This is a genomic window from Streptomyces sp. NPDC046716 (assembly GCF_040645755.1).
Lineage (GTDB): Bacteria > Actinomycetota > Actinomycetes > Streptomycetales > Streptomycetaceae > Streptomyces.
Window position 1 is genome coordinate 88600 of record NZ_JBEYYU010000022.1, and the last position, 26632, is coordinate 115231.

At 71.5% G+C, this 26632-nt stretch carries 28 protein-coding genes; 17 read left to right on the forward strand and 11 right to left on the reverse strand.

The window, feature by feature from the left end; all coding sequences use genetic code 11:
* The first annotated feature begins 38 nt into the window (after positions 1-38).
* Positions 39-401, forward strand: coding sequence for a hypothetical protein (locus tag ABZ930_RS18550; protein WP_361548950.1), 363 nt, complete (start codon positions 39-41; stop codon positions 399-401).
* 74 nt (positions 402-475) lie between these two features.
* On the opposite strand, the gene ABZ930_RS18555 is transcribed toward ABZ930_RS18550, so the two are convergent.
* Positions 476-679, reverse strand: a complete 204-nt coding sequence (locus ABZ930_RS18555) for a cold-shock protein (protein WP_361548952.1) — start codon at positions 677-679, stop codon at positions 476-478.
* Positions 680-983: 304 nt separating this feature from the next.
* On the opposite strand from ABZ930_RS18555, the gene ABZ930_RS18560 reads away from it, so the two are divergent.
* The 7 genes from ABZ930_RS18560 (at position 984) to ABZ930_RS18590 (ending at position 6754) form a co-directional block, all read left to right on the forward strand.
* Entirely contained in the window at positions 984-1316 is a 333-nt protein-coding gene (locus ABZ930_RS18560; RefSeq protein ID WP_361548954.1) for a hypothetical protein, read from the forward strand.
* Positions 1313-2521, forward strand: coding sequence for a cupin domain-containing protein (locus tag ABZ930_RS18565; protein ID WP_361548956.1), 1209 nt, complete (start codon positions 1313-1315; stop codon positions 2519-2521). The genes ABZ930_RS18560 and ABZ930_RS18565 overlap by 4 nt, the downstream gene beginning before the upstream one ends.
* 10 nt (positions 2522-2531) lie before the next feature.
* The gene (locus tag ABZ930_RS18570; RefSeq protein ID WP_361548958.1) at positions 2532-3422 is read left to right on the forward strand and encodes a sucrase ferredoxin; all 891 of its coding nucleotides are present in this window, start codon (positions 2532-2534) and stop codon (positions 3420-3422) included.
* A 67-nt stretch (positions 3423-3489) separates the two neighbouring features.
* Entirely contained in the window at positions 3490-3840 is a 351-nt protein-coding gene (locus ABZ930_RS18575; protein ID WP_361548960.1) for a PRC-barrel domain-containing protein, read from the forward strand.
* Positions 3841-3892: 52 nt separating this feature from the next.
* Positions 3893-4582, forward strand: a complete 690-nt coding sequence (locus tag ABZ930_RS18580; RefSeq protein WP_361548962.1) for a GAF and ANTAR domain-containing protein — start codon at positions 3893-3895, stop codon at positions 4580-4582.
* Between the two features lie 427 nt (positions 4583-5009).
* Positions 5010-5567, forward strand: a complete 558-nt coding sequence (locus tag ABZ930_RS18585) for a transglycosylase SLT domain-containing protein (protein WP_361548964.1) — start codon at positions 5010-5012, stop codon at positions 5565-5567.
* 50 nt (positions 5568-5617) lie between these two features.
* Entirely contained in the window at positions 5618-6754 is a 1137-nt protein-coding gene (locus ABZ930_RS18590; RefSeq protein WP_361548966.1) for an LCP family protein, read from the forward strand.
* 56 nt (positions 6755-6810) lie between these two features.
* On the opposite strand, the gene ABZ930_RS18595 is transcribed toward ABZ930_RS18590, so the two are convergent.
* From ABZ930_RS18595 to ABZ930_RS18605, 3 genes are all read right to left on the reverse strand, one after another.
* Entirely contained in the window at positions 6811-9162 is a 2352-nt protein-coding gene (locus ABZ930_RS18595) for a GH92 family glycosyl hydrolase (protein ID WP_361548968.1), read from the reverse strand.
* 140 nt (positions 9163-9302) lie between these two features.
* Positions 9303-10529: a metallophosphoesterase gene (locus ABZ930_RS18600; RefSeq protein ID WP_361548970.1), complete on the reverse strand. Its 1227-nt coding sequence runs from the start codon at positions 10527-10529 to the stop codon at positions 9303-9305.
* Between the two features lie 106 nt (positions 10530-10635).
* Positions 10636-11226 carry an SMI1/KNR4 family protein gene (locus ABZ930_RS18605; RefSeq protein WP_361548972.1) on the reverse strand — a complete coding sequence of 197 codons (591 nt, stop codon included), beginning with the start codon at positions 11224-11226 and terminating at the stop codon, positions 10636-10638.
* A 51-nt stretch (positions 11227-11277) separates the two neighbouring features.
* Between ABZ930_RS18605 and ABZ930_RS18610 the strand changes: the two genes are divergently transcribed.
* Both ABZ930_RS18610 and ABZ930_RS18615 read left to right on the forward strand, forming a co-directional pair.
* Positions 11278-11547 (forward strand): substrate-binding domain-containing protein, encoded by a 270-nt coding sequence (locus tag ABZ930_RS18610; RefSeq protein WP_361549033.1) that lies wholly within the window; start codon positions 11278-11280, stop codon positions 11545-11547.
* A 148-nt stretch (positions 11548-11695) separates the two neighbouring features.
* The gene (locus ABZ930_RS18615; RefSeq protein WP_361548974.1) at positions 11696-12442 is read left to right on the forward strand and encodes an alpha/beta hydrolase; all 747 of its coding nucleotides are present in this window, start codon (positions 11696-11698) and stop codon (positions 12440-12442) included.
* 36 nt (positions 12443-12478) lie between these two features.
* Here ABZ930_RS18615 and ABZ930_RS18620 read toward each other — a convergent pair whose 3' ends face one another.
* From ABZ930_RS18620 to ABZ930_RS18630, 3 genes are all read right to left on the reverse strand, one after another.
* Positions 12479-13054 carry a hypothetical protein gene (locus ABZ930_RS18620; RefSeq protein ID WP_361548975.1) on the reverse strand — a complete coding sequence of 192 codons (576 nt, stop codon included), beginning with the start codon at positions 13052-13054 and terminating at the stop codon, positions 12479-12481.
* A gap of 25 nt (positions 13055-13079) precedes the next feature.
* Entirely contained in the window at positions 13080-13691 is a 612-nt protein-coding gene (locus ABZ930_RS18625) for a TetR/AcrR family transcriptional regulator (protein ID WP_361548977.1), read from the reverse strand.
* Positions 13692-13781: 90 nt separating this feature from the next.
* Positions 13782-14654: a 3-hydroxyacyl-CoA dehydrogenase family protein gene (locus ABZ930_RS18630; RefSeq protein ID WP_361548979.1), complete on the reverse strand. Its 873-nt coding sequence runs from the start codon at positions 14652-14654 to the stop codon at positions 13782-13784.
* 184 nt (positions 14655-14838) lie between these two features.
* Here ABZ930_RS18630 and ABZ930_RS18635 point away from each other — a divergent pair, with 184 nt between their 5' ends.
* From ABZ930_RS18635 to ABZ930_RS18645, 3 genes are all read left to right on the forward strand, one after another.
* Positions 14839-15576 carry an acetoacetate decarboxylase gene (locus ABZ930_RS18635; RefSeq protein WP_361548981.1) on the forward strand — a complete coding sequence of 246 codons (738 nt, stop codon included), beginning with the start codon at positions 14839-14841 and terminating at the stop codon, positions 15574-15576.
* 64 nt (positions 15577-15640) lie between these two features.
* Entirely contained in the window at positions 15641-16819 is a 1179-nt protein-coding gene (locus ABZ930_RS18640; RefSeq protein WP_361548983.1) for a helix-turn-helix domain-containing protein, read from the forward strand.
* A 155-nt stretch (positions 16820-16974) separates the two neighbouring features.
* Positions 16975-17964, forward strand: coding sequence for a PHB depolymerase family esterase (locus tag ABZ930_RS18645; RefSeq protein ID WP_361548985.1), 990 nt, complete (start codon positions 16975-16977; stop codon positions 17962-17964).
* Here ABZ930_RS18645 and ABZ930_RS18650 read toward each other — a convergent pair.
* The 4 genes from ABZ930_RS18650 to ABZ930_RS18665 form a co-directional block, all read right to left on the reverse strand.
* Positions 17930-18790 (reverse strand): ion transporter, encoded by an 861-nt coding sequence (locus ABZ930_RS18650; RefSeq protein ID WP_361548987.1) that lies wholly within the window; start codon positions 18788-18790, stop codon positions 17930-17932. The genes ABZ930_RS18645 and ABZ930_RS18650 overlap by 35 nt on opposite strands.
* A gap of 60 nt (positions 18791-18850) precedes the next feature.
* Complete coding sequence (locus ABZ930_RS18655; RefSeq protein WP_361548989.1) at positions 18851-19870, reverse strand: hemolysin family protein; 1020 nt, start codon at positions 19868-19870, stop codon at positions 18851-18853.
* Positions 19867-21231, reverse strand: a complete 1365-nt coding sequence (locus tag ABZ930_RS18660) for a hemolysin family protein (RefSeq protein WP_361549035.1) — start codon at positions 21229-21231, stop codon at positions 19867-19869. Before ABZ930_RS18660 ends, ABZ930_RS18655 begins: the two co-directional genes overlap by 4 nt.
* Before the next feature lie 164 nt (positions 21232-21395).
* On the reverse strand, positions 21396-22046 hold the full coding sequence (locus ABZ930_RS18665; RefSeq protein ID WP_361548991.1) for a TetR/AcrR family transcriptional regulator: 651 nt from the start codon (positions 22044-22046) through the stop codon (positions 21396-21398).
* A gap of 96 nt (positions 22047-22142) precedes the next feature.
* Here ABZ930_RS18665 and ABZ930_RS18670 point away from each other — a divergent pair, with 96 nt between their 5' ends.
* From ABZ930_RS18670 to ABZ930_RS18685, 4 genes are all read left to right on the forward strand, one after another.
* Positions 22143-22796: a CatB-related O-acetyltransferase gene (locus tag ABZ930_RS18670; protein WP_361548993.1), complete on the forward strand. Its 654-nt coding sequence runs from the start codon at positions 22143-22145 to the stop codon at positions 22794-22796.
* Between the two features lie 54 nt (positions 22797-22850).
* Positions 22851-24029, forward strand: a complete 1179-nt coding sequence (locus ABZ930_RS18675) for a macrolide family glycosyltransferase (protein WP_361548995.1) — start codon at positions 22851-22853, stop codon at positions 24027-24029.
* A gap of 55 nt (positions 24030-24084) precedes the next feature.
* The gene (locus ABZ930_RS18680; protein WP_361548997.1) at positions 24085-24648 is read left to right on the forward strand and encodes an NAD(P)H-dependent oxidoreductase; all 564 of its coding nucleotides are present in this window, start codon (positions 24085-24087) and stop codon (positions 24646-24648) included.
* Positions 24649-24828: 180 nt separating this feature from the next.
* On the forward strand, positions 24829-26613 hold the full coding sequence (locus ABZ930_RS18685) for an ATP-binding SpoIIE family protein phosphatase (RefSeq protein WP_361548999.1): 1785 nt from the start codon (positions 24829-24831) through the stop codon (positions 26611-26613).
* Positions 26614-26632: the final 19 nt, after the last annotated feature.

Consider the following 26632-nt stretch of genomic DNA (forward strand, 5'->3'; position numbering starts at 1 on the left):
GCTGCGCGCGGGCCCGGCGCTGCATAGAATCTGCGGCCATGTCCAAGCCTGACGCACTGCTCGTCGATCTCGCCGCCACGGTCGAGTCCGAGCAGACTCATCGCATGTCCTTGACCGTGGTCGTCGGCGGCGCCGTCATCACTGGTCTGCTGGCTCCCGAGGCCGTCTGGCGGGAGCGCGTGTCCGAGGTGTTGACGGACTCCGCGGAGCTCGGCCCGTTCGCGCGGGTGTTCCCGCTTCCCGAGCAGAAGCCCGCCGTGGATCCCACGCACCTGCACTTCCACCTCGCCCGCATCCTGCAAGGGAGCATGGGCATTCCGGAGACGGGCGGGATGTACCGCGTCGCCATCGACGACGTGACCGCCTGGACGGTGGGCGACTTCGCCTACTCCGAGCACTGATCGACGTACGGAAACGGAAATGAGGGGCTCCGCCGGTGGGTACCGGCGGAGCCCCTCATCCGTTCGGACGGTCGTCAGGCGGTGACGATGTTCTCCGCCGTCGGGCCCTTCTGGCCCTGCGCGATGTCGAAGTTCACCTTCTGGCCCTCGAGGAGCTCACGAAAGCCCTGCGCGGCGATGTTCGAGTAGTGGGCGAAGACGTCCGGGCCGCCGCCGTCCTGCTCGATGAAGCCGAATCCCTTTTCGGAGTTGAACCACTTCACGGTGCCAGTAGCCATGTCTCGATCTCCTTCGGAGCAGTGATCGGAGCGTGCACCGTGCACGCTCCGAGTCGCCGCGATGATTGCCCACCCGGAGAAAACACCGGAAAAACAAAGTTTCGGGAACCACAACTGCAACGCCGTCGACAGTAGCAGCCTGTGCCGAATTGGGCGGCTATTTCCTTTCTGTCGATGCGGGGTGGAGCCGGGGGCGCTCGGGTTGCCCGCCGGATCGGGGTGGGTGAGTTTGGTTGAGGAGTGGGGACACGGGGGTACGCAGAAGCGTCACCCCGCCCCGACCGCCACATCCCGAGGAGGACACATGACGAACCCCGGACAGGACCCGAACCAGGAAGAGGGCCCCGCGGACGGCGGTGCCGCCGGTACGCCGGGCGTGCACGACGGTGGAGCCGACGGTGGTGCGGAGGGTCCCGCGGACGGCGGCGCGGCCGGTACGCCGGGCGTGCACGACGGTGGAGCCGACGGTGGTGCGGAGGGTCCTGCCGACGGCGGCGCCGCGGGCACGCCCGGTGTGCACGACGGTGGAGCCGACGGCGGCGCGGAGGGTCCTGCCGACGGCGGCGCGTCCGGCACCCCGGGTGTCCACGACGGCGGGGCCGACGGCGCGGCCGACGAGTCCGGCAGTGGCGCTTGAGCATCACGTCCCTCACGTCCCAGGACGCCGACGCCCGCCAGGGCGCCGGCGTCCTGGACACCCGCCTCACGCGCATGAGCCGCCAGGACTTCGCCCGGGACCACTGGTCACGCAAGCCCCTGCTGACCCGCGCGGCCGGTGACTTCACCGACCTGTTCTCCGCCGACGCCGTCGACGAACTGGTCTCCCGGCGCGGCCTGCGGACGCCCTTCCTCCGCGTGGCCAAGGACGGGGCCACGCTGCCCGCCGCGTCGTTCACCTCACCGGCGGGGGTCGGCGCCACGATCGGGGACCAGCTCGACGACACGGCCCTGTGGCGCGGCTTCGCCGACGGCGCCACCCTCGTCCTCCAGGCCCTGCAGCGCACCTGGGAACCGGTGGCGGACCTCGTCGCCGCGCTCGGTACGGAGCTGGGCCATCCGGTGCAGGCCAACGCCTACGTCACGCCGCCGCAGAACCGCGGCTTCGACGACCACTACGACGTGCACGACGTCTTCGTGCTGCAGATCGAGGGCACCAAACGCTGGATCGTCCACGAGCCGGTCCACCCCGACCCGCTGCGGGACCAGCCCTGGACGGACCGCCGCGCCGAGGTCGAGGAGGCGGCGAAGGGCGAGGCGTACCTCGACACCGTCCTCGTACCGGGCGACGTCCTGTATCTGCCGAGGGGCTGGCTGCACGCCGCCCAGGCGCAGGGCGCCGTCTCGGTCCATCTGACCCTGGGCATCCACAACTGGACGCGCCACGCGCTGGCCGAGCAACTGGTCCGCTCCGCGCTGGACCTGCTGCGGGACGACCCCGAGATGCGCGGATCCCTGCCCCTGGGCACCGAAGGACCGGCCGACGGCCTCGCCCTCGTCCGCGACCGCCTCGTCGCGGCCCTCGCGGAGGCGGACCCCGTCCCCCTCTTCCACCGGACCCGGCGCGGCCAGGCCCGGCCGGCACCGCTCGGACCGCTGGCCCAACTGCGGGCCGTCGACCGCCTCGCCCCCGACACCCGGGTACGGCTCCGCGAGTCCTTGGAGGCACGCCTGGAGGGCGGCCGCCTGCACACCCGGGCCGGCTGGCTCGACCTCCCCGACGAGGACCTTCCGGCCGTGGTCCGCCTCCTGACCGGCGAGCGGACCCACACCGCTGACGACCTGGGCGTTCCACTCGTCGAACGGCTTCTGCGCGCGGGCGTCCTGGTGCCTGCCGGACGATGACGGGGCAGCGGTGACACCGACGTCCAGGTTCTTCTGCTCCGATGCCGCCCGCTCCCGCGACGACCCCCTGGCGGGCACGGCTCCGTACGGCTCGACCTGGATCCTCGTCGAGTACCGGGGCGGCTGGCCGCCGAACGGCTTCGACGGCCTGCCCCTGGAGCCCGACACCAAGCGCCTCGTGTTCTCCGCCGCCCAGGCGCTGCGGGCCCGCATCCTGCTGATCCGGCGCCACGGGCGCCGCCCGGCGGACGGGCCGCCGTGCTGGGCGGTCCTGCGCTACGGCGACGACGGCGCCCACCGGCAGACCTGGGGCACCTGGACGCGCGACGAGGATCTCGTGGGCATCGTCGACGCCCTGGCCGCCCCCGGCGCCCCCGGCGGCCCGCCGGTCGTCCTCGTCTGCGCCCATGGACTGCACGACGCCTGCTGCGCCGTCCGCGGACGGCCCGTGGGCCGCGCGCTGAGCGAGCGCTGGCCCGACCTGGTGTGGGAGTGCACGCACATCGGCGGGGACAGATTCGCCGCCAACGTCGTGGTCGCGCCCGACGGCGTGTACTACGGCAACCTCGACGCCGCGTCGTCCGTCGAGGTCGTCGGAGAACACCTGGCCGACCGCGTGCACGCCGCGCACCTGCGGGGCTTCACCAACCTCGTCCCGGCACAGCAGACGGCGGTCGCCGCCGTCCTCGGACGCTTCGGCCCGGCCGGCCGGCACCACTACGTGATCGAGGAGACGGTCCGCGACAGCGACCGCTGGCTCGTCCGCGTCACCGGCCGCACGCCCCGCTCGCCGGTGCACGACATCGAGGTGCGGTCCTACCGGACCCCCGCGCGACAGCTCACCTGCCGGGGTCTTTCCGTGAGTTCCGCCGTCGTCTACGAGGCCGTGTTCCGGCGCTGATGTTTGTGCGGCCGGGGGAGCGGTCAGGTGGAGGCGGAAGGACACTGATCGCCCACCGGAGGTTCACATGTTCGAGGCGGAGAACATCCGTGACTGGAGAGATCACGACGTCGTCGACGTGGAGGGACGCAAGATCGGCTCGCTGGAGTCGGTCTACGTGGACACAGCCACCGACCAGCCGGCCTTCGCGGCGGTGACGGTGGGCCTGCCGACACGGAAGCGGATCACCTTCGTACCGCTGGAGAAGGCGGTCGTGGCACCCGCCCACGTGAAGGTGGCCTGGTCCCGGCAGCAGGTGAAGGACGCGCCGTCCATCGACACCGACGGAGAACTCCTGGCCGAGCTGGAGCGAGAGGTCTTCGCCCACTACGGCCTCGACTACGGGGAGGGCGGTACCCGGCGGCTGGCGCGGCGCTGACCACGGCCGGCCGTGGGAGATTGGGAGCCGGCACGAAGGGCAGGGAGGACCCATGGACTGGCAGGACTTCGCCGTGCGGTTGGCATCGACGGCGCGGGAGCTGTTGGCGGAGGACTCCGTGGACGGCACGCTCGACAAGGTGACCCACGCCGCCCTGGACCTGATCGAGGGCTGCACCGCGGCGGGCATCCTGCTGCTGCGCCGGGGCACGGCGAAGACCCTCGCGCCCACGGAGCAGCTCGTCAACGACAGCGACGCGCTGCAGGCCGACCTGGGCGAGGGACCGTGCTTCGACGCGGCCCGCACGGGTCACCCGGTCTTCCGCATCAAGGACCTGACCGAGGAGCGCGTCCGGTGGCCGGCCTACGCGCCCCGGGCACAGGCCCTCGGCATCGGCAGCATGATGGGCTTCCTGCTCTACACCGAGGACGAGGACCTCGGCGCCCTCAACCTGTACTCCAGGGAGCCCGGCGCGTTCACCGAGGTCAGCGAGACGGCCGGCTGGGCGCTGGCCGCACACGCCGCCGTGGCGTTCGCCAGCGCCAGGGAACACGCGCAGCTGGAGCAGGCGGTCGCCAGCCGGCACACCATCGGCGAGGCCATGGGCATCCTCATGGCCGGCCACCAGCTCTCCGAGCGGGACGCCTTCGACGTGCTGCGCCGCTACTCCCAGGAGAAGAACGTCAAACTCCGTGAGGTCGCCGCCCTCGTCTGCGAGCGGGGCGACCTGCACGAGGACTGACCGCCCCGCCCGCAGCAGGGGTCGGTTCTCCTGGCTACAGCCTGAACCAGGAGAACCTCGGCGCGGCAGACCCCCGGAGGGATTTCACTGCTGCGCGCGCCGTCCTGCTGGAGTAACCCGGGACACGCGTTCCACACCTGACGGAAGCCCCCGACCGCCGACTGCCGGGAACGCCCGGATCACGGTGATTCGACCCCTCCCGCTGTGAGCTCACTTATATGAGCCACGGCACATGCGACCCGCGGTAGTAGCCGCGCCGCACCGGAAAACGACCGGTTCACGTCCGACTGCCCCGCCTCTTCTGCGTACCGGGGTAGTAGGTCACATCTTTGCCCCGCGCACCACGCGTCGCTAACTCTGACTGAAGTTCCGGGGCGGCCCGCATCGGCCCGCCCCGCTCCCCGTACCGCTTGGAGATTCAGTCAGCATGGCCATCACCTCGACGCTGCCGCGCACCGGCCGCACCGCCCCCTTCCGCCGGTTCTCCGCGGCCGGTGCCGCCACGCTGGGTGCCGCCGCCATGGCGCTGACGCTGGTCCCCGGCTCCGCCCAGGCCGCCGAGCCCGCTGCCAAGCCCGCCGCCAAGAGCGCCCCGGCCGCGAAGACCGCCGCGCCCGCCAAGGCCGCTGCGCCCGCGAAGGCGGCCGCGCCCGCCAAGACCTACGCCGACAACCTCGACGGCTGGATCCGCGAGTCGCTCGACATCATGAAGGCCAAGGGCATACCCGGCACGTACGACGGGCTGCACCGCAACATCATGCGCGAGTCCTCCGGCAACCCGAACGCCGTGAACGGCTGGGACGTCAACGCCCAGAACGGCATCCCGTCCAAGGGCCTGCTCCAGGTGATCCAGCCCACCTTCGAGGCGTACCACGTCGCCGGAACCGAGAACAACCTGACCGACCCGGTCGCCAACATCACCGCGGCCGCGAACTACGCCGCCGACAAGTACGGCTCGATCGACAACGTCGACTCCGCGTACTGAGCCGCCGGTCACCGATCCACAGGCCACCGGTCACCGAAGAAGGGCAGGACATGCCGCACGAGAGCGGGTACGAGCACCAGGCGCACCCGGCCGACCGGCCCGTCGAGCCCGCCTACGGGCCCGCACGGGTTCGCCGCTCCCGGCACCGCAAGCGCAAGAGCGCCCTGCGCTGGATCGCCTGGGGCACCCTGGGCGCGGCCCTGGTCGGCGGCGGAGGCGTGGCCTACGCCTGGCAGCACCTCAACGGCAACATCAAGGGCACCGACGTCGACGCCGCCCTCGGCGACGACCGGCCGAGCGAGCAGCGCGGCGGCGCCATGAACATCCTCCTGCTCGGCTCCGACTCCCGGGCCGGAACCCACGGTCGGTACGGCAGCGGCGTCCTCGGCGCCCGCGCCGACACCGCCATGGTCCTGCACGTCGACAAGACCCACCGGAAGGCCTCGGTCGTCAGCATCCCCCGCGACACCCTGGTCGAGCGCCCCGCCTGCGACAGGACCGGCGGCGGCACCGCCCCGGCGGCGCACGAGGCCATGTTCAACTCGTCCTACTCGCTCGGCGGCCCCGCCTGCGCGGTGAAGACGGTCGAGAAGATGTCGGACCTCCGCATGGACCACTACCTCGAAGTCGACTTCAAGGGGTTCCAGAAGCTCATCGACGAGCTCGGCGGTGTGGACATCACCACCAGCAGCGCCATCCGCGACCACAACAGCGGACTCTCCCTCGACGCCGGGAAGCACCGGCTCGAGGGCAAGGACGCCCTCGCGCTCGTCCGGACCCGGCACGGTGTCGGCGACGGCAGCGACCTGGGCCGCATCCAGCTCCAGCAGGCGTTCGTCAAGGCGCTGATCCACCGCGCCGACACCGTCGACCCGCTCGGCAGCCCCGCCAAGTCCTACGCCCTGGCGGACACCGCGACCAAGAGCATCAGCGCGGACTCCGACCTGGCCTCCGCGAACAAGCTGCTCGGACTCGCCGAGGAGCTGAAGGGCATCAGCCCCGACCGCACCAGCATGGTCACGATGCCGGTCACCTACGACCCGCAGGACGCGGGCCGGGTGCTGCCCCTCGACAAGGCGTCGCACCGCGTGTGGACGGCCCTGCGCCACGACCGGCCCGTCCCGAAGTCGGCGACCCACGGCTCGGTGGGCGACAGGACCGACTCACCGGTCGTCTCGGGAACGTAGGAGACGCAGGGGTCCTGTGGCCCCCATGGGGGCGGGGCCACAGGACCGCCGTCGGCTCAGTCCTTCGCCAGAGCGGGCGGCGCCGCGTTCACGCCCCAACTCGTCGGCTGGTCGGACAGCTTGACCTTGATCGTGCCCGCGCGCAGCAGGTCCTTGTGGGACAGCCAGCTCCGGCTCAGCGTGCCCTGCCGCGTGTGCACGGACGACACGTACTGGAGCTTCGACGCGCTCGCGCCCGGCGCCTGAACGGCGATCGTGCGGCCGTGCTCGGGCCGGATCTCGACCTTCTCGAACATGGGCGCCGAGACGATGTAGTTCGCGGACCCGGGCTGCGCCTCGAAGACGCCCGCCATGGCGAAGACGAGCAGCGACGAGGTGGCGCCGAGATCGTCGTTGCCGGGCATGCCGTACGCGTCGTCGGTGAACAGCGTGCGCAGCGCCCGCAGCACGGCCGAGGTCTTCCACGGCGCGCCGGTCCACGCGTACATCCACGGGGCGTGGAAGTCGGGCTCGTTGTTCGGATTGAACGCGAAGTTGTTGTGGTAGTCGTACGCGCCCGTCACCCATGAGTCCGAGGCGGCCTTCGCCGGATCGGTGAGCACGGTCGGCATGTCGAAGAACGTGTCGAGCCGCTGCTCGGCACCCTTCTGACCGCCCATCAGGCCGAAGAGGGCCTGCGGGTCCTGCTGGGCGAGCCACTGGTACTGCCAGGCCGTGCCCTCGTGGAACGCGCCGGACTGGGTGGGGTCGGGGTCGCCCGCGACGCTGCCGTCGGCGTTCTTGGTGACGGGGAACCCGGTGTAGCCCTGCGACGTGACGCCGGAGTCCCAGAGCTTGGTGAAGTTGTCGCACCGCGAGGCGAGCGTCGCCGCCTTGTCCCGGTGACCGAGACCGTCCGCCATCGTGGACAGCGAGCAGTCGGCGAGCGCGTACTCGAGCGTCGCCGAGCCCGCCTGCCGGCTGTCGCCGAACTTGTAGCCCGGCAGGTTCTGGTAGCCGACCCAGCCGTTCTTCACGTACGTCGGGTTGCCGTCACGACCACGGAAGGCCGACTGGTCCGCGGGGACCTCGTTGACGTTCTTCCAGAGCGCGTCGAACAGGCCGCGCGAGGTGCGGTCGTCGAGCAGGCCGCGGTTGTACAGGTCGACGATCCACGGAGTGACGGGGTCGCCGCTCATCACGTTCGTCTCGCCGCCCCCGAGCCCCCAGCGCGGCAGCCATCCGCCGTCCTCGTAGATCCGCAGCACCGACTTGGCCATGTCGGCGGCCTTGTCCGGGTGCAGCAGGGCCACCAGCTGGTTCTGCGAACGGTACGTGTCCCAGAGCGAGAACATCTGGTAGTACGTGGAGTCCGAGCGGTGCACCTTGTCGTCGAAGCCCCGGTAGCGGCGGTCGACGTCGGAGCCGATCGACGGGTGCAGCAGCGAGTGGTAGAGCGCGGTGTAGTACGTGCGCTGGTCGGCGCGGCTGCCACCGGCCACCCGCATCCGGTTCAACTCGCCCTTCCAGTCGGTGTGGACGGCGGCCCTGGCCGCGTCGAACGACTTCGGCTGCTCGGCCTTGCGGTTCAGACGGGCACCGTCGACCGAGGTGTACGACAGACCCACCGACGAACCGACCTGACGGCCGCCCGCCCGGTCGAACGTCAGCCAGGCACCGGCCCGCTTGCTGCCGCGCGACGCCTCCCGCTGACCCGCCGTCAGCGTGCCGTCGGTCCAGGTGCCGAACGACGAGAACGTCCGGTCGAACTTGGCGCTGAAGAAGACGCGGTAGCGCTCCTTGCCCGTCTCGCCGCAGAAGTTGCCGCCCTGGACCCAGCCCTCCACGGTGTCGTCGCCGACCACCTTGATGTCGCCCGCGTACGTGCTGCCGTTGCTCTCACCGGCCTCGATGAGCACGCTCTCGGGACCGGATCCGGCGGGATAGGTGTAGCGGTGCTGGCCGGTCCGCTGGGTCGCGGACAGTTCGGCCTTGATGCCGTTGTCGAACGTGACGCCGTAATAGCCGGGCGCGCGGGTCTCGTTGTCGTGGCTGAACTTCGCACCGTACTGCGCCGGATCCGACGAGGTGACCGCGCCGGTCGTCGGCATGAACCGGATGTTGCCCATCGTCTGGCAGCCGACACCCGACAGATGCGTGTGGCTGAAGCCGAGGATGGTGTCCTGGGCGTAGTCGTACGAGGCGTACTTGTTGAGCTGCGTGTCCGGGCTCAACTGCACCATGCCGAACGGAGCGGCCGCGCCGGGGAACGTGGTCCCGTCACCGTTGTTGCCGACCGAGGTGTCGACCAGCGTGGTCGGATCGCCGGCGAACGACGGTCCCTTCGCCGCGGCGTTCGCGACTCCCGCGGAGGCCGCGAGGGTGGTGACGGTCAACAAGGCGGTGAAGACGCGTCTCAGCGCTCTCATCGTGATCCTCTCGTGCGACAACGTTGTCAGCTTCGTGCCCGGTGATCCTTTCTCTCTTGATGGCCATCCGTCAATGCCGTCTCACGTGGGGCTTGTTGAGGCGGTGAAGTGTGTGGATCCGGTGCTGCGGGCGACGCGGGTCACGCCGACGCGCGCGACTCCTGCGGCGAGCGGAGCACGAGCAGGGTGATCTCGCTGGGGGCGAAGACACGGAAGGGCGGACCCCAGAAGCCGGTGCCGCGGCTGGTGTAGAGGAGGGTGCGGGCGCCGTGCCGGCTGAGTCCGGCGAGCGCGGGCTGGTCGATGCGGACCAGGTGGTGGAAGGGCCAGATCTGGCCGCCGTGGGTGTGCCCGGAGAGCTGGAGGTCGATGCCCGCGGCTGCCGCCCGGTCGATGAACTTGGGCTGGTGGGCGAGGAGCAGGACGGGCAGCTCGGGGTCGGCGCCGTCCAGCGCTCCGGCGAGATGGGCGCGGTGGCCGGCCAGGCCGGAGGACTCGGCGGTGACGTCGTCCACACCGGCGACCACGAGGGTGTCGCCGCCGCGTTCGAGCAGCAGATGCCGGTTGCGCAGCGGCTCCCAGCCCAGTTCGTCCATCAGGTCGACCCAGCCCTGGGCCTCGCTGTAGTACTCGTGGTTGCCGGTGACGTACACGCGGGCCTCGGTGGCCTTCACGGTGCCGAGCGGGGCGGCCTGGGCACGGCGGCGTTCGGCCGTGCCGTCCGCGATGTCGCCGGTGTGGCAGACCAGATCGGCCTCCAGGGTGTTCACCGTCTCGCACACCCGTGCCGACCAGCGGGCCCGGTCGAGCGGCCCGTAGTGGGTGTCGGTGATGAGCGCGACGCGGACCCCGTCGAGTCCGGCGCCCAGGCGGGGGAGTTCCACGTCGAGGCGGCGCACCCGAGGTACCCGGCGGGCCTCGACGTACCCCCAGGCGAGCAGGACGGCGGTCACGGCGAGGACCGCCCAGGTGACGATCCGCGCCCGGTCCTGCCCGTCGCCGACCCCGGCCACGACCAGGGCGAGCCGGAGCAGGACGCCGAGCAGCACGGACCAGGTGAACAGCACCCAGCTGGAGCCCAGGAGGGAGTCCCCGACGATGGCCGCCGCGTCCTGCTGCCGCCGGCCGTGGCCGCGCATCATCGCGAGCGGCATCCCGATCAGACCGGCGGCGAACACCACGGTCCCCGCCACCGTCACGGACGACGGCCAGTGCTGACCGGCGTACAGCAGGACCCAGCAGGGCACGGCCCACAGCAGGACGGGCGCGATCAGGGGGATGTAGCGCATTAGCCGGCGCACTCGGCTGTCGGACCGGGGCGGCTGCGCCGCACTGTCGGTGGGTCGGGTCTCGCTGGTGTCGGTCACGTTTCCCCTCCTCGGGCAACCGGGCTGCCGTCGCGCGCACTTTATCCGGTTGCCCGGAGGCGGTCGGAACGGGCGGGGGCGAGGAGGCGCCGTGTGCGGTTCCGGGTCACTCGTCCGCGAACCAGGAACGGCCTTCGGCCCAGTGCGTCACCCACCCCGTGAAACCGCTCGTGCCCGGCATCAGGGAGGTGCCCGGCCGGGTGCCGAAGGGCACGGCGCCGTTCTCGTCGATCAGCCAGACGTGCCCGCGCTGCGGGCCGGTGACGATCAGGTGCCAGTACATGCCGCAGCCGTCCGTGCCCAGCAGCAGTGAGCCGTGGTCGGTCACCAGGTCGGTGCGGGCCTCCAGTTCCTCTTCCGACCACGCCTGAGCGTCTTCGTCCTCCTCCCACAGCCACGGTGCCGTGAGCGGAAAGGGTTCGGCGAGCCGTCGTTCGGGGCGGTGCGAGCCCCAGTCCGAGGGCGTCTGCGCGAAGGGCAGCAGACCGTAGTAGGGCGGTCCGGCGCGCAGTCCGTCGCAGATCTCCGCGGTGAACGTGCGGTAGGGCTCCGGGAGCACGACGCCGTGCTCGGCCTCGAAGGACCGCACGGCCGCCCAGCCCGCGGGCGGCAGCGCCCCGGGACGGGACGCGAAGATCTCGCGGAGGGCAGCCCATTCGGCCGGTTCACAGCTTTCCGTGTTCATGCCCATCATCATGCAGGGTCCGCAAGGAGCCTCCCGCTACTCCTCGACCGGCCCCAGATCGAGATCCGGCACGAACCGCGCGACCCCGCCCGGCGCGGTGTCCAACTCCAGCACCACCAGGGTGTTCTCGTCGGCTACGACGACTCGCCCGTGCTCGACTTCATCGGCCCGCCGCTCACGACGGTCCGGCAGCCGATCGAGCGCATCGCGGAGAACGTCGGCCGCATCATCACCTCGCTGATCGGGCACCACACCGTCGCCCTCGACGAGATCCTCGTCGAGCCCGAACTCCGGCTGCGCAGGTCCACGGCACCGGCTCCCGACCGAGCCTGAAACCGTGCTAGCTTTCGGGAGGCCGTGCGAGAGAACGAGGAGGTGGTACCCGTGAACACATTCACTTGGGTGCTCTCCTCCGGAGCCACGGTCGGACGATAGGTCGTCCGGGAGCGCCGCTTTCCGCGCACTCCCGAAAGGCACGACCATGCACTTCACTTCTGAACGACGTCTCGACGACGGTGTCGTCGAGCGCGCCTTCACCCTCGACGGGATCCCCGGCATCCTGTGGACCCCCGCCTCCGCGCCGGCACCGACGCCGCTGATCCTGCTCGGACACCCCGGCGGTCTCGACACGATGTACCCCCGGCTGGCGGCCCGGGCCCGCCACTCCGCGGCGCAGGGCTTCGCCTCGGCCACCGTCGAACTCCCCGGAAGCGGCGACCGGCCCCGGTCGGCCGTCGTCGACGGGGCCCGCGCCGACCTGCGCCGGGCCCTGGCGGCGGGCGAACCGGTCACCGACGACATCGTGGACCGGCTCGTCCTTCCCCTGGTCGACCAGGCGGTCCCGGAATGGCGGGCCGTCCTGGACGCCCTCCTCGCCCTGCCCGAGATCGACGGCCCGGTCGGCTACTCGGGGGGAGTGATCGCCATCGGCACACGGCTGGCGGTGGCCGAACCGCGCATCGCGGCCGCCGTCCTCTTCGCCGGCAGCTTCGTCCCGCGCGCCATCCACGAAGAGGCCCGGCAGGTCACCGTGCCGCTCCACGTCCTGCTCCAGTGGGACGACAAGGGCAACGACCGACAGGCGGCCCTCGACCTGTTCGACGCCTTCGGCTCGCAGGAGAAGACACTGAACGCCAACATGGGCGGCCACACCGGCGTCCCCCAGCACGCGGGAGACGCCGCAGCCGCCTTCTTCGACCGCCATCTGAAGCAGGGAGGCGTTTCCTAGCCCCTGGCCGGTGGACCGGACGCGGTGGGCACGGGGTCAGTCCTGTCGGTAGGCGTCCCCGTGCTCGTTGAGGAGGACGTGAGAGGAGTCCAGCGCGGCGGCCTCGCGGGCCAGCACCAGCAGATCGGTGAGGGGCGGCGGGACCAGCCCGAGGCGGTCGAGGAACTCGGCCCTCCGCTCGGGCAGGTCCTCCATGCCGGCCGCCTCGCTGAGCTCGTCGTCCTCCTCCTGCCGCAGCGCCGCGAGCGCCGTCTCGTCCATGACGTGCCCCTGGCGCTCCAGGTTCACCGCCTGCCCCGCGCACGGCAGCGCGGCGATCAGCAGGAGCGCGGCACGGAGGTCGGCGCCGACGATTCCGGCGGAGCCCTCGGAGTCGGCGAACAGCACGGGCCGGTCCTCCCCGTCGCCGCTGCCGCAGAGGAAGTACGTGCCGCCCCCGCCGTCCTTGGCGATCGCCTCCAGAGGCTCGCCGGAGGCGAGGCGGACCGGCTCCACATGAGTGATCCGCCCGTCGCCGGCCGGCCCGGGCTCGAAGTCGAAGGGCCACGTGGCGAGTTCCGCCGCCCGCGGATCGTCGCGCAGCAGGCGGAGCAGGGAGGGTGAGGACGTCATGCGGCAACCGTAGGCGGCCGACAGGTCAGGAGGCGGTGGGGTCCGCGGGCGCGGTGAGGGCGCGCAGCAGCAGGGGAGTGAAGCTCTCCGTCAGGCGGGTTCTGCCGTGGATGACCTGGTGGGCGGTGACCCCTTCGAACAGGGCGATGAGCAGGCGCGCGAGTTCTGCCGCCGGGAGCGAGGGCTCTCTTCCGGCACCGTCGAGGGCCGAGGCGAGCACGTCCGTCAGCCCCTGGGCGAGACGGTCCTCGTGGGCGGCCAGCTGCTCGGCGACGGCGGGGGTGCGGGCCGCGTGCAGCGTGAACTCCATGGAGACCAGGAACCATCGGCGTTCCTCGGCCGTACGGCCCGCGATGCGCTCACCGAGCTGCGCGACAGGATCCTTGTCCGACGCCTCTCCGGTGCCGGAGGCCTCCAGGCCGGCCAGGAGCCGGTCGGTGTGCTCGTCGTACAGGGCGAGGAACAGCTCTTCCTTGTCCCGGTAGTTGGAATAGAAGGCGCCCCGGGTCAGCCCCGCCCGTTCCACGATGTCGCTGATGGTGGTGGCGTGGAACCCCTTCTCCCGGAACAGGGCCCAGGCGCTCTCCGAGAGGGCGGCGCGGGTCAGAGGCCGGCGTTTGGTCGGTGACTTCGGCACGTCGGGGCTCTTTCGGGAAGACTTCGCAGGCGGGGCGCCGTGCGTGGCCAGCGTAGGCGACGGCCGGTCACGCCCGGGAACCCGCCACGGTCAGCTCGCGCGGTCGTAGTCGTCGTAGAAGCCGCGTCCGCTCTTCACCCCGAGGTGCCCGGCCTCCACATAGCCGCGCAGCAGCTCGCGGGGCCCGCTCGGCAGGTTCGGGTTCTCGGCCGCGTAGTGGTTCTCGATGTCCAGGACGACGTCCAGGCCGACGTGGTCCATGGTGCGGAACGGTCCGGCGACGCCGCCCATGTTGATCATCCACATCGCGTCGACGTCCTGCGGTGTCGAGACGCCTTCGGCGACCACGCACAGGGCCTCGCGCTTGATGGCCGCCCAGACGCGGTTGAAGATGAAGCCCGTGCTCTCGCGGCGCGCCTCGAAGGGGAAGACGCCGTAGTGCGGCAGTTCGCGCAGGAGCAGATCGAGCACGCCCCGGTCGGTGTGGCCGCTCGACATCAGGTCGACGCCGCTCTGCGCGGGCGGCATGTAGAAGTGCATGTTGAGCACGCGCTCGGGGTGCGTGACGTGGTCGATGAACGCGCTCGTCGGGTACGACGACGAATTGCCCGCCAGGATCGCGTCGGCGTCCGCGCCCTTGTCCAGGTCGGCGAAGATCTGCTTCTTCAGCTCCAGGCGCTCGGGGACCGCCTCCACGACCAGCCAGGCACCGGCCAGCGCCGCGGCGAGGTCGGTGGTCGTGGACACGGTGCCGGGCGTGCCGTCCTCGATGCCCGCGGCGACCTCGGCCACGTGCTCCTCGACGTACGCGCACGCCGCCTGCCCGGCCTCGGGTACCGGGTCGTACACGCGGACCGAACCGCCACGGGTCGCGAACATCAGGGCGATACGGCGCCCGAGGGTCCCGGCGCCGATGACGGTGACCGGCCGGGACGCCGGGTCGGTGGGGAGGGTGAAAGGCATGACGATCTTCTTCCATTGGTGCGGGGGCGGTGCCGCGGGGCGCGTCGGTCCGGATTTGCGGAGAACCACCCATCGGATACATGATGTATCCGATACAGACTGTATCGCATGTGCCGCCGAAGCCGCCATGCCGACGTGTCCCAGCCGATGCAGTCAGCCCGACGAGTCGCCCAGGAGACCGCCCATGCGCGCCGAAGAGGTCCGCCGCCACGTCACCACCCCGCTGACCACCCCCGTCTATCCGCCCCGGGCCACCCGCTTCACGGACCGTGAGTACTTCAACGTCCTGTACCGGACCGACCCGGAGGCGCTGCGCGCCGTCGTCCCCGAACCACTGGAGATCGACGAACCCCTCGTGCGCTTCGAGATCATGAAGATGGGCGACGTCGAGGGCTACGGCCCCTATCTGGAGTGCGGTCAGGTCGTCCCCGTCCGCCTCGGCGCCGAGCACGGGGAATACCTGCACGTCATGCACCTGGACAATTTCGGCGCCACCGCGGCCGGCCGTGAGCTGAGCGCCTACCCGAAGACGATCGGATCCCCGGCCCTGTTCGCCGATCACGGCGCCCTCGTCGGCACCCTGGACTACGGGACCCAGCGGGTGGCCACCGCCACGATGCCCTACAAGTGGGAGCCCCTGGACAAGGACCTGGCCCGGGAGCAGATCACGGTGCCGACCTACGCCGTCAAGATCGTCCCGGGCCTCGACCGGCAGATCCGGTCAAGCAGCCTCGTCCGCACCCGGATCACCGACGTCACGGTCAAGGCGGCCTACCAGGGACCGGCCCGCCTCCAGCTGTCCGCCCACGTCATGGCACCGCTCGCGGACCTTCCCGTCCTGGAGGTCATCTCCGCGAGCCACATCCTCACGGACCTGACCCTGGCCCCGATGGAGCCGGTGCACGACTACCTCGCGGCGTAGGGCATTCTCGAACCCGGCGCCGGGGCCACCACGGCTGCCGCCGACCGGACCCGGAGGGACGCGCATGGCACAGGACGAGGCCCGACTGCGCCGCCATCTGGCGTCCGCCCTCCTGGACGACATCGACGGCATCACCGCGCGGCTGGTGTCCGACATCCGCGCGCACAGCCCGCTCTACGCCTCCGGGAGCCCGGTCTCCCTCGCCGACCTGAGCGCGATCTGCCGCGACAACCTCGTCCTCGTCGTCAAGGACTTCGGCCGGATGCCCGCGGGCGCCGACGACTTCACGGCCGCGGCCACGGAGACCGGACGGCGCCGGGCCGGACAGGGGATGCCGCTGGACACCGTGCTCATGGCGTACCGGCGCGGTGGCCGCGTCCTGTGGCAGGCCATGACGGAACCGCTCCGGGGCCGCCCCGCGAGCGAACAGGACCTCGCGCTCGAGGTCGCCGGAGCGCTCTGGGAGGCCATCGACCGGTTCTCGACCGTGATGTCGGACGCGTACCGCCTCGCGCAACTCGAACTCCAGCACCGCAGGGAGTCCCGCCGCGGCGCCTACTTCGAAGCGCTCCTCGAAGGGCGCGGCAACGACCCCGCCGTGGCCGCGGCGGCGTCCGCCGCGCTGGGGATCCCGGTCGCCGACGCCTACGTGGTCGTGGTGATCGACCAGAACCCCGCCGACCCCGCCGCCCCCGAACCCGTGCTGAAGGAGGCGGACTTGTGGTCGTTCTGGCGCACCCGAGCCGCACGCAGCACGGGCCTCGTGCGCCTGGCGTCGTTCGAATCGGCGAAGCTGGCCGCCGTGCTGCGCGGCGCACACCTGGGAGCTGTCGGCATGTCACCGCCGTTCCAGAGCCTCGCGGAAGCGGACACCGCGCTGCGCCTGGCGGAGCGCGCACTCGGCACGCTGTCCCCGCACAGCGGCGAGGTGGCGGAACTCGACGAACGTCTGGTCGAGGCGATGCTCACCCACGACGCCGAGATGGCCGACCGGATACTCGCCCGCTATCTGGGCGGCGTCCCGGAGTGCGGACCGGACGCCGTGCTGCTGATGGACACGCTGGCCACCTGGCTGGCCACCGGCTGCTCGGCCCCGCGCACGGCGGAACGGCTGTACTGCCATCGCAACACCATCCTCAACCGGCTGGAGCGGATCTCGGAGATCACCGGCTGGTCCATCGAGTCCGGTGAGGCGCGCCTGGGCTGGGCGCTGGCCCTGCGGGCGGCGCGCGTCCCGCGCTGACGGCCGGGCGGTCGGGCGGCCGGCCGGAGTGTTTTCCCGGACGCTGTGAGTCTGCACAGGAACCGCGTGCCCCGGTTGGGCCACTGCCTCTGGCTGGTACCGGAGCGGGTCGCTCAGGATGTGCGAGATCTGATCACATCCACGGGAGGTCTGTGATGGGAGAGAGGTTCCGGCGCGCGCTGGTCGTCGCCGCGACGATGGGCATGGCGCTGACGTTCCTGACGGACAGGGCGAGCGCCGCCGCGGGACACGACGAACGCGGCACGTTCGTCAACCTGGCGGGCAAGGTGGACTACGAAGTGCACCTGCCGCCCCAGTACAAGGACGGGGAGAAGCTGCCGGTGGTGGTGGCGCTGCACGGCTGCGGCATGACCGGCTTCACCGACAGCTCGATGAAGGATCTCACCCGGTTCAACCAGCTGGCCGACGCCAAGGGGTTCATCGTCGTCTATCCGTCACAGGATCCGTGGCGCAACCTGCTCCACTGCTGGAACGCGCTCCAGCCCGCGCACCAGCACCGGGACAAGGGCGAACCCTCGCTGATCGCGGGCGTCACCCGCGACGTGGTGAGGAACTACCACGCCGACGCCTCGCGGGTGCACGTCGCCGGAGCGTCTTCGGGCGCCGGTCTCGCGGTCATCATGGCGGTGACCTATCCGGACGTGTACGCGTCGGCGGCCTCGCTGGCCGGTGGGGAGTACGCGTTCGACAAGGTCAAGCCGAACCCGGACGCGGTCAGCCCGGTGGACACGGCGAAGCTGGCCCACGCCGAGATGGGGCCACGCGCCCGGCAGGTCCCGCTGCTGATCGAGCAGGGGAGCGCCGACACGACGGTGCCGCCGTGGATGGCCGACCGCCTCGCCTCGCAGTGGGCGGCCGTCGACGACCTCGCCCCGGACAGCACCCTCGACGGGGACGTGGACGACACACCCGACGCCACCCGGCGCTTCGACGCCCCGGGCGAACGCCCCTACACCCGCACCCGGTACACGGCCCGCGACGGCGGACAGCCGCTGATCGAGAAGTACGACGTGGAGGGCCTGGCGCACAAGTGGCCGGGCGGCGGCACCGGCCCGTACGCGGACCCGCTGGGCCCGGACATGACCTCGATCATGTGGGACTTCTTCGCCCCTCGGCACCGGTGAGCGACTGCCGCGGCGCGGGGAGGGCCGCCAGGCTCGCTTCCAGCTCGTCGAGGGCCCGGCGCGCCGTCGCGATACGGGCGCGCACGTCCTCCTCGCCGGCCGTCGCCGCGGCAGGCTCCCCGGCCCGGGGCTCCTCCATCGCGCGGGCCTCGTCCAGCGAGGTGATGACCACGCCGATGAGGACGTTGACCAGGACGAAGGAGGCGATGAGGACGTAGGAGGCGTAGTAGAGGATGCTCCAGCGCGAGATCTCGAGACCGCCGTGCACCGCGTCGCCGAGCCCGTCCAGGGTCATCAGCAGGAACAGGGTGAGGACCGCGCGGCCGATCGACCCGAAGTGCTCGGGGTTGTCATCGGCGAAGAAGACCCAGCCCACCATCGCGTACACGTACAGCAGCAGCCCTCCCACCAGCAGGAAGCTGACCGTGCCGGGCAGGCTGCGGCCGACCGCGACCAGCACGATGCGCAGTTGGGGCAGGAAGCGTGCGGTGCGCAGGACGCGGGCCAGGCGCAGCAGCCGCAGCACGGTGGCGTTCTCGCGGACGACGGGCAGGAACGCGCAGATCACGACGGCGAGGTCGAACACGTTCCACGGGTCGCGCCAGAAGTCGCGCGGCCGGTCGAGGTGGGCGGCGATCCGCAACGCGATCTCGGCGGTGAAGACGGCCAGGAAGGCGTGTTCGACCACCTTCAGCTCGTCGTCGAAGCGGTCGGTGACCCCGCTGTAGGTCTCGACGCCGAGGACGGCGGCGTTGCCGATGATCACCACGAAGACGGTGACGGCGAACCAGCGGGCCTCCGTGACGGCGCGACATCGGGCGGCCACGGAGGCACGGCGGGACGGTCCTGCTAAGCGGATCGGGTTGCTGCTCACAGGAGTTGGATCTTACGCGGCCCGGGGGTGGGTGAGGCGTGCCAGGAGGTCGTCCAGGGCGACGAGGCCGGTGAGCCGGCCCGTGTCGTCGCAGACGACCGCGAGGGAGGCGCGGCAGGCGCGCAGTTGCTCGATGGCGTGGCCGACGGTGTCGGTCTCCAGCAACTCGGGGACGGGCCGGGCCAGTTCACGGGCGGTCGCCGCCCGTCCGCGCGCCCGGGCGATCAGTGCGTCGCGGGCGTGCACGGAACCGGTGACCAGAGCTCCGTCCCGCACCAGGAGGCGGCTGCGGTCGGTGGCCGCGGCCGTGGCGAGGACGGTGTCGACGTCCGCGTCGGCCGGGACGGAGGTGATCCGCGCGCCCGGCACCTGGAGCTCGCCGACGGGAGTGAGCGGCTCGACCAGGGAGCTGGTGATCAGCTCCGAGTCGTTCTTGCTGATCAGGCCGAGTCGCTCCGACTCGGCGACGAGGTGGGTGAGTTGCTCCCGGTTGTGCACCTCGGTGAGCTCGTCGCGCGGGGTGACGCGGCACATGCGGACCAGCGCGTTGCTGATCCGGTTGAGGAGCCGGATCAGCGGCCGGACCGTCCTGACCACCGCGCGGAAGGGCGGCGCGAGGAGCATCGCCGAGCGCTCCGGGTGCGCGATGGCCCACGACTTCGGGGCCATCTCACCGACGACCATGTGCAGGAAGACCACCACGATCATGGCGACGGCGAAGGAGACGCCGTAGCTGAGTCCGCTGGGCAGGCCCCAGCCGTGCAGCAGCGGATCGAGGGCGTGCGAGACGGCGGGCTTGGAGATCGATCCGAGGCCCAGGGTGCAGATGGTGATGCCGAGTTGGGCTCCGGCGAGCATCAGGGACAGTTCCCGCATTCCGTCGAGCGCGGCCCGGGCGCCGCGCTGTCCGGCAGCGGCCGCCTTCTCCATCCGGTGGCGTTTCGCGGCGACGAGGGCGAACTCGGCGGCCACGAAGAAGCCGCTGCCGATCAGGAGCAGGACGGTGACGAAGAGGGCCATGGGGAAGCTCATGCGTGCGGCTCCTCGGCGGACGTGTCGGTGTCGTCGGCGGCCGGTCCCGGGGTCAGACGGACCTGGTCGGGGACGTGACGGTCGAGCCCGGTCACGTCGATGACCACGCTGTCGCCGTCGGCCAGGTCGAGGGTGAGCCGGTCGCCGATGGCGGGGAAGCGCCCCAGACGGTCCACGACCAGGCCCGCCACGGTGTCGTAGTCCTCGTCCCCGGGCAGCTCGATGCCGGTGGCCTCGGCGACCTCGTCGAGGCGGCGGCCGGCGTCGACCGTCCAGCCCGCGCCGTCCGGATCGGGGACGGCGAGCCGGGTCTCCCGGTCGCTCTCGTCGGCGATGTCGCCGACCAGTTCCTCGGCGATGTCCTCGTAGGTGACGATGCCGGCGACGCCGCCGTGCTCGTCGAGCACCACCGCGAACTCGTCGTCGGCCTCGCGCATCCGGTCCACGGCGTCCGGGAGCTGGAGCGTGTCGGGCAGCAGGAGAGGGCGCCGTGCGAGCGCGGCGGCCGTGTACGTCGCGTACGCGGACTGCGGCAGGGCCATCAGCTCCCTGACGCCCAGGACGCCGGTGACGTCGTCGGGGTGGTCGCCCATCACGGGGTAGGTGGAGTGGCCGTGCTTGGCGATCAGCTCGATCGTGTCGTTGGCCGTGGCGTCCTTGCGGACGAACACGGAGTCGGCGCGCGGCACCATCACCTCGTGCAGCGTCCGCTCGTTGAACTCCAGCGCGTGGTCGAGGAGCGCGGCGGCCTCGCGGGGCAGCTCGCCCTGCTGATGGGACTCGCCGATGAGGTGGCTCAGCTCCTCCAGGGTCGCGCCGTGGTGGAGTTCCTCGACCGGCTCGATGCCGATTCTGCGCAGCAGCCCGTTCGCCGCGCCGTCGAAGAGGCGCACCACCGGGCCGACCACCTTGAGGTAGACGACGGTGGAGCCGGCGAGGGATTTCGCCAAGCGCTCCGGGACGGCCAGTGCCAGGTTCTTCGGAGCCAGCTCACCGAGCACCATCTGGACCACGGTGGCCAGGACGAACGCCAGGATCACCGCGATCGTCGTGACGGCGGCGTCCGGGAGGCCGATCCCGGACAGGGCCGGTCGCAGCAGCGTGGAGACCGACGGTTCGGCGAGGAAGCCGACGACCAGGCCGGTGACCGTGATGCCGAGCTGGGCGCCGGACAGCATGAAGGACAGCCGCTCCAGGACCGTCAGCGCCTTGGCGGCCTTTTTGTCGCCCGCTTCCGCCTCACGGGCGAGGGCGAGCCGGTCGGCGGCGACGTAGGCGAACTCCTGGGCGACGAAGTAGCCGGTGCCCGCCGTCAGCACGAGGACCGCGAGCAGGCCGAGCACGGCGCTCAGCACGCACACCACCCGCCGTGGGCCGGGCTCGATCCGTGCCGAGCGGGGCGGGGTGGCCGGGGTCTGGGCCCCGCAGAGTCCGTCGATCTGGCGGACAACGGGCAACTCCTTCGCGCTTTACTTTCTCTTTGCTTTCATGTCGACAACGGCCGACGCGGTCCCGGTGTTCCCGATCACTGTCCGACGTCGCCGTGCGGCCCGCCACTCGGCCCGTCGGTACCCGTGAAGGCGCCCGCGACCGCCGCCGACACGGCCGCGGCGGCGAACCGTCGCGAGTTCCGCGGGTCGGGGTCGGCCCGGAGCAGCACCAACTGGTGGTAGACCGGCGCCGTGGCGGCGACCAGCAGGGCGTGCGCGTCGGTGTTCCGCGAGGGGAGTTCGCCCCGGTCGGCGGCGCGGTCGACGAGGACCGCGCACTGGGCGTAGCGGTCCGCCCAGAGCCTCGTCTGTGCCTGCGCGGCCTGCTCGGAGTGGAACGAGGCGGCCATCAGGGCGACGGCGAACGACGGCCGCACGGTCAGCGAGTCCTGGATCTCCTCGTTGAGGGCGGTCAGGTCGCCGAGCAGGGAACCGGTGTCCGGAGGCTGCCAGTCGATCTCCCCGGCGGCGTCGATGACGTCGGCGAGCAGGCCGCCCACGTCGCGCCAGCGGCGGTAGACCGTGGTGCGGTGCACCCCGGAGCGCGCCGCCACGCCCTCCATCGTGAGGCCTTCGTGGCCCCGCTCCGCGAGTTCCGCGCGCACCGCGTCGAGCACCTGGGCGCGGACGCGGGCCGTGCGGCCGCCCGGACGGCGGTCCGGTGCCGTGGCCGGTGTGTCTGTCATCAGGATCCCGTATCCGGTTGATCTGCGCGCCTGGGCCGTGCCAGCATCCTAACGCGACAGTTGTTGCAATAGTCCAGTGCGAGGAACCGCCTCACGATGCCGTCCCTTCCCGCCGACCCCGGCGTGCTCCACCCGATGCCCGAACACCCCCGCGTCGTCCTGCTCAAGCCGTTGGTGCGGTCACCGCTGATCGAGGTCGGCGACTTCTCGTACTACGACGACCCGGACGACCCGACCGCGTTCGAGACGCGCAACGTCCTCTACCACTACGGCCCCGAGCGGCTCGTCATCGGCAAGTACTGCGCGCTCGGCACGGGCACGCGGTTCATCATGAACGGCGCCAACCACCGCATGGACGGCCCGTCCACCTTCCCGTTCCCCACCATGGGCGGCTCCTGGGCCGAGCACTTCGACCTGATCACCGGCCTGCCCGGCCGGGGCGACACCGTCGTCGGCAACGACGTCTGGTTCGGCCACGGAGCCACGGTCATGCCGGGCGTCCGCATCGGCCACGGCGCGATCATCGCCGCAGGAGCCGTCGTCACCGCCGACGTACCCGACTACGGCATCGTCGGCGGCAACCCGGCCCGGCTCATCCGCACCCGCTACACCCCCGAGGACGTCGCCCGCCTCCTCGCCGTGGCCTGGTGGGACTGGCCCGTGCAGCACCTCACCGAGCACGTACGCACGATCATGTCGGGATCGATCGCGGAACTGGAGGCGGCGGCCGCGCGGACCGGCCGACCCTGACCCCACCTCCCCGCACGCACACCGCCCACTCCACACGGAATCGAGGGTTCGACCATGCCCCGTCGCCGCGCCCACATCGCGATGGTCGGCGTTCCCATCGTCAGCCATGTCCTCCCCAGCCTCGCGATCATCCGCGAGCTGGTGGCCCGGGGGCACCGGGTCACCTACGCCAACGACCCGTTCGTGGCCGACCTGATCGCGCCCACCGGCGCGGAACCGGTGCCCTGCACCTCCGAGTTGCCGGTGGCCGACAACAAGTGGCCCGACGACCCCATCGCCGCATCGAGCCTCTTCCTCGACGACGCCGTCCAGGCACTGCCGCAGCTGCGCGCCGCCTACGACGACGACCCGGCCGACCTGTACCTCTACGACATCGGCGCCTATGCCGCGCGCGCCCTCGCCGAGGCGCAGGGCCGCCCCCTCCTGCAACTGTCCCCGACGTTCGTGGGCTGGGACGGCTACGAGGAGGAAGTAGCCGTTCACCTGCGAAATCTGCCGGGAGCCGACGCGTACCGGGAGAGGTTCGCGCAGTGGCTCGCGGACTGCGGCGCCACCACCACGGACGTGGACGCCTTCTCCGGGCCGCCCGGCCGGGCCCTCGCCCTGATCCCGAGAGCGATGCAGCTGCACGTCGACCGGGTCGACACCGCTGTGGTGACCTTCACCGGCCCCTGCTTCGACGCCCGAGCGGACACGGACGGCTGGACCCGCCCGGCAGCCGCCGACAACGTGCTGCTGATCTCCCTCGGCTCCGCCTACACGCACCGCCCCGAGTTCTACCGCCAGTGCCTCGCCGCCTTCGGCGATCTCTCCGGCTGGCACGTCGTCCTCCAGATCGGCAAGTACACCGACCCCGCGGAACTCGGTGACGTCCCGTCCAACGTCGAGGTGCACTCCTGGGTCCCGCAACGAGCGATCCTCGAACAGGCCGACGCCTTCGTCACCCACGCCGGCATGGGCGGCTGCGGCGAGGGACTGCTCGCGGGCGTCCCCATGATCGCCGTGCCGCAGGGCGCCGAGCAGTTCATGAACGCCGACCGGCTCGTGGAACTCGGCGTCGCCCGCCGCGTGGACACGGCCGACGCCACCGCGGAGACCCTCCGCGCGGCACTGAACGACCTGGTCACCGATCCAGAACGCCGCGATCGGTCCGAGCGGTTGCAGGCCGCGGCCCGTGCCGAGGGTGGTACCTTGCGCGCCGCCGATCTCATCGAGAGCTTGCTGACGTCCTGAGTACCACCGCTTTCCTCGCCCGCCCCGAGCACCTCACGCGCACTGGGAGACCTCCATGCCCACGATAGGCATCATCCTCGGCACCACCCGTCCCGGTCGCGTCGGACCGCAGATCGCGCAGTGGGTCGAGAAGACCGCCGGGTCGCGGGACGACGCCACGTTCGAGCTCGTGGACATCGCCGACTACCACCTGCCCCTGTTCGACGAGCCGCGCTCACCGCGCCTCGGCGACTACGAGCACGACCACACCCGCGCGTGGGCCGCGAAGATCGACGCGCTGGACGGGTTCGTGTTCGTCACACCCGAGTACAACCGCTCGATCCCGGCCGCACTGAAGAACGCCATCGACTTCGTCTACAACGAATGGAACAACAAGGCGGCCGGGTTCGTCGGCTACGGCAGCAACGTCGGCGGAGCCCGCGCACTCGACCACCTGCGCCACATCGCCGGCGCGGTCCAGCTGACGGCCGTGCACACCCAGGTCCACCTGTCGCTGCAGAGCGACTTCGAGCAGTACACGACGTTCGCGCCCGCCGCACGCCACGAGAGCGCCCTGCACCACATGCTCACCGAGGTCGTCACCACGACCTCGGCACTCGCACCACTGCGCCGCCCCTGAAAGGGGCGGGGCTGCCCGGCGCCGCCGATGCCCGCGGTCAGCCGGGGCGTGCCCCTGGCCGTCCGACGGGCCCGCGCCCCCCCCAGGTGCCCGCCCGAGCAGGCGCGACCTGGCCGTTCGTCGGAACATGGGAGAACGCGGGAGAAGTCAGAACGGGCCGAGCAGACGGGAGTGCCGCAGGTGGCGGGTGGGCGCGAGCACGGCAGTTCCGACGAACGCGACGCCGAGGTGCGCCAGGTCGAGGCGCTCAACCGCCTGGCGGGCCCGGCCGACGACGGATCCGGCGACGCGCCGGAGCGCGGCAGGCATCGTGCGTCGGGCCTGCTCGTCGCGGGGCACTCCCTGGCGCGGGCCGACTCGCTCGCGGAGGCGCTCACCCTGATCTCCCGGCTGTCAGGACCCGAGCTGCCGCTGCGCGGCCAGGCGGTGTTCCGCGCGGACCGCGCGTTCCTGCACTGCGTCGGACACTTCGGCCTGTGCGGCGAGGAGGACGAGGCGTTCCGGCTGCCGCTGGACATCGACCATCCCGCCACACAGGTGACCCGCACCGGACGCCCCGTGTTCCTGGCCTCCCCGCAGGAGTACCGCGACCGGTTCCCGACCGCCTGGCCGCTCTCCGACCGGACGGGATCCGAGGCCTGGGCGTACCTTCCACTGGCCACGTACGGCCAGCTCACGGGCGTATGGCTGGCCGCGTTCGACGCCCCTGTGCCGATGACCGACGGCCTCGGCACCTTCCTGATGACCCTGTCCCGGCTGCTCGGCCAGACCATCGAGCAGACCTACAACGGCCGGGCCGACCACGCCCTCTCCCAGAACCTGCGCAGCAGCATGGACCGCGTCGGCCCCGGAGTCGAGGGCCTCACCGTCGCCGCCCGCTACGTGCCCACCGGCGGCGGACTGATGGTCGGCGGCGACTGGTTCGACAGCATCCCCCTGCCCGGCGGCCGCCTCGGCCTCGTGATCGGCGACGTCCAGGGCCATGACGTCCATGCCGCAGGGCTGATGTCCCAGTTGCGCACCGCGATCCACGCCTACGCCGTCGAGGGCCACGGCCCCGACGCCGTCATGGTGCGCGCGTCGCACTTCCTCGCGTCGCTGGACGAGGACCGCTTCGCCACCTGCATCTACCTGGAGGCGGACCCGGCCACCGGCATCCTGCGCATCGCCCGGGCCGGGCACCCGCACCCCGTACTGCGGCTCCCGGACGGAACCTGTCTCCTCAAGCACGTACGCGGCGGCCTGCCCCTCGGCCTCGACCTGGGCGAGGACGACTACCCGGTCAGCGTGATCACCCTGCGCGAGAACGAGATCCTCATGCTGTGCACCGACGGCCTGATCGAGTCCGGCGGCCACGACATGTACTCCGGCTGGCTCCGCGTCCGCAACGCCCTGACCCCGGGCTCCGCCGAGAACATCGACGGTCTCGCCGACCGGCTCCTGAACGCCGTCGTCGCCCCGCACACCTCGGAGCCCGGCACTCGCCCCACCTCCTTCACGGAGGACGACATCGCCCTTCTTCTCCTGCGCCGCGATCCGTCCGATCCGTCAGCGGACCAACCGGGGCGGCATCTGCGACTGACCCTCGAACAGGATCAGGCCCAGGGGCTCGCCGACGCGCGGATCGAACTCCAGGGGCTGCTTCACGACTGGGCGCGCCCCGAACACGTCGACACCGTGGTGCTGCTCGCCTCCGAACTTCTCGGCAACGTACTGGTCCACACCGAATGCGCGGCCGTCCTCGGCGCGGAGATCAGCGGTGTCCAGGGCCGACGCCACCTGCGGGTCGAGGTCAGAGACCGCAGCGACGAGGTCCCGCACCGCCGCGCCCCCGGCGAACTCTCCTCCTCGGGACGCGGTCTCGTCCTCCTCGACCTTCTCGCCCACCGCTGGAACATCCGCCCCGAGCCGGAGGGCAAGACGGTGTGGTTCGAACTCGACGAGGACGGACCGGAGGAACCCTGACCTCCCTCGACCCTGGCTG

Bases quoted from the DNA above. Each gene is read 5' to 3' on its own strand.
- ABZ930_RS18550 (WP_361548950.1), top strand. From the start codon at position 39: ATGTCCAAGCCTGACGCACTGCTCGTCGATCTCGCCGCCACGGTCGAG.
- ABZ930_RS18620 (WP_361548975.1), bottom strand. From the start codon at position 13,054: ATGACGTCCTCACCCTCCCTGCTCCGCCTGCTGCGCGACGATCCGCGG.
- ABZ930_RS18645 (WP_361548985.1), top strand. From the start codon at position 16,975: ATGGGAGAGAGGTTCCGGCGCGCGCTGGTCGTCGCCGCGACGATGGGC.
- ABZ930_RS18615 (WP_361548974.1), top strand. From the start codon at position 11,696: ATGCACTTCACTTCTGAACGACGTCTCGACGACGGTGTCGTCGAGCGC.
- ABZ930_RS18595 (WP_361548968.1), bottom strand. From the start codon at position 9,162: ATGAGAGCGCTGAGACGCGTCTTCACCGCCTTGTTGACCGTCACCACC.
- ABZ930_RS18585 (WP_361548964.1), top strand. From the start codon at position 5,010: ATGGCCATCACCTCGACGCTGCCGCGCACCGGCCGCACCGCCCCCTTC.
- ABZ930_RS18605 (WP_361548972.1), bottom strand. From the start codon at position 11,226: ATGATGATGGGCATGAACACGGAAAGCTGTGAACCGGCCGAATGGGCT.
- ABZ930_RS18640 (WP_361548983.1), top strand. From the start codon at position 15,641: ATGGCACAGGACGAGGCCCGACTGCGCCGCCATCTGGCGTCCGCCCTC.
- ABZ930_RS18560 (WP_361548954.1), top strand. From the start codon at position 984: ATGACGAACCCCGGACAGGACCCGAACCAGGAAGAGGGCCCCGCGGAC.
- ABZ930_RS18635 (WP_361548981.1), top strand. From the start codon at position 14,839: ATGCGCGCCGAAGAGGTCCGCCGCCACGTCACCACCCCGCTGACCACC.
- ABZ930_RS18670 (WP_361548993.1), top strand. From the start codon at position 22,143: ATGCCGTCCCTTCCCGCCGACCCCGGCGTGCTCCACCCGATGCCCGAA.
- ABZ930_RS18675 (WP_361548995.1), top strand. From the start codon at position 22,851: ATGCCCCGTCGCCGCGCCCACATCGCGATGGTCGGCGTTCCCATCGTC.
- ABZ930_RS18590 (WP_361548966.1), top strand. From the start codon at position 5,618: ATGCCGCACGAGAGCGGGTACGAGCACCAGGCGCACCCGGCCGACCGG.
- ABZ930_RS18555 (WP_361548952.1), bottom strand. From the start codon at position 679: ATGGCTACTGGCACCGTGAAGTGGTTCAACTCCGAAAAGGGATTCGGC.
- ABZ930_RS18630 (WP_361548979.1), bottom strand. From the start codon at position 14,654: ATGCCTTTCACCCTCCCCACCGACCCGGCGTCCCGGCCGGTCACCGTC.
- ABZ930_RS18575 (WP_361548960.1), top strand. From the start codon at position 3,490: ATGTTCGAGGCGGAGAACATCCGTGACTGGAGAGATCACGACGTCGTC.
- ABZ930_RS18680 (WP_361548997.1), top strand. From the start codon at position 24,085: ATGCCCACGATAGGCATCATCCTCGGCACCACCCGTCCCGGTCGCGTC.
- ABZ930_RS18580 (WP_361548962.1), top strand. From the start codon at position 3,893: ATGGACTGGCAGGACTTCGCCGTGCGGTTGGCATCGACGGCGCGGGAG.
- ABZ930_RS18655 (WP_361548989.1), bottom strand. From the start codon at position 19,870: ATGAGCTTCCCCATGGCCCTCTTCGTCACCGTCCTGCTCCTGATCGGC.
- ABZ930_RS18665 (WP_361548991.1), bottom strand. From the start codon at position 22,046: ATGACAGACACACCGGCCACGGCACCGGACCGCCGTCCGGGCGGCCGC.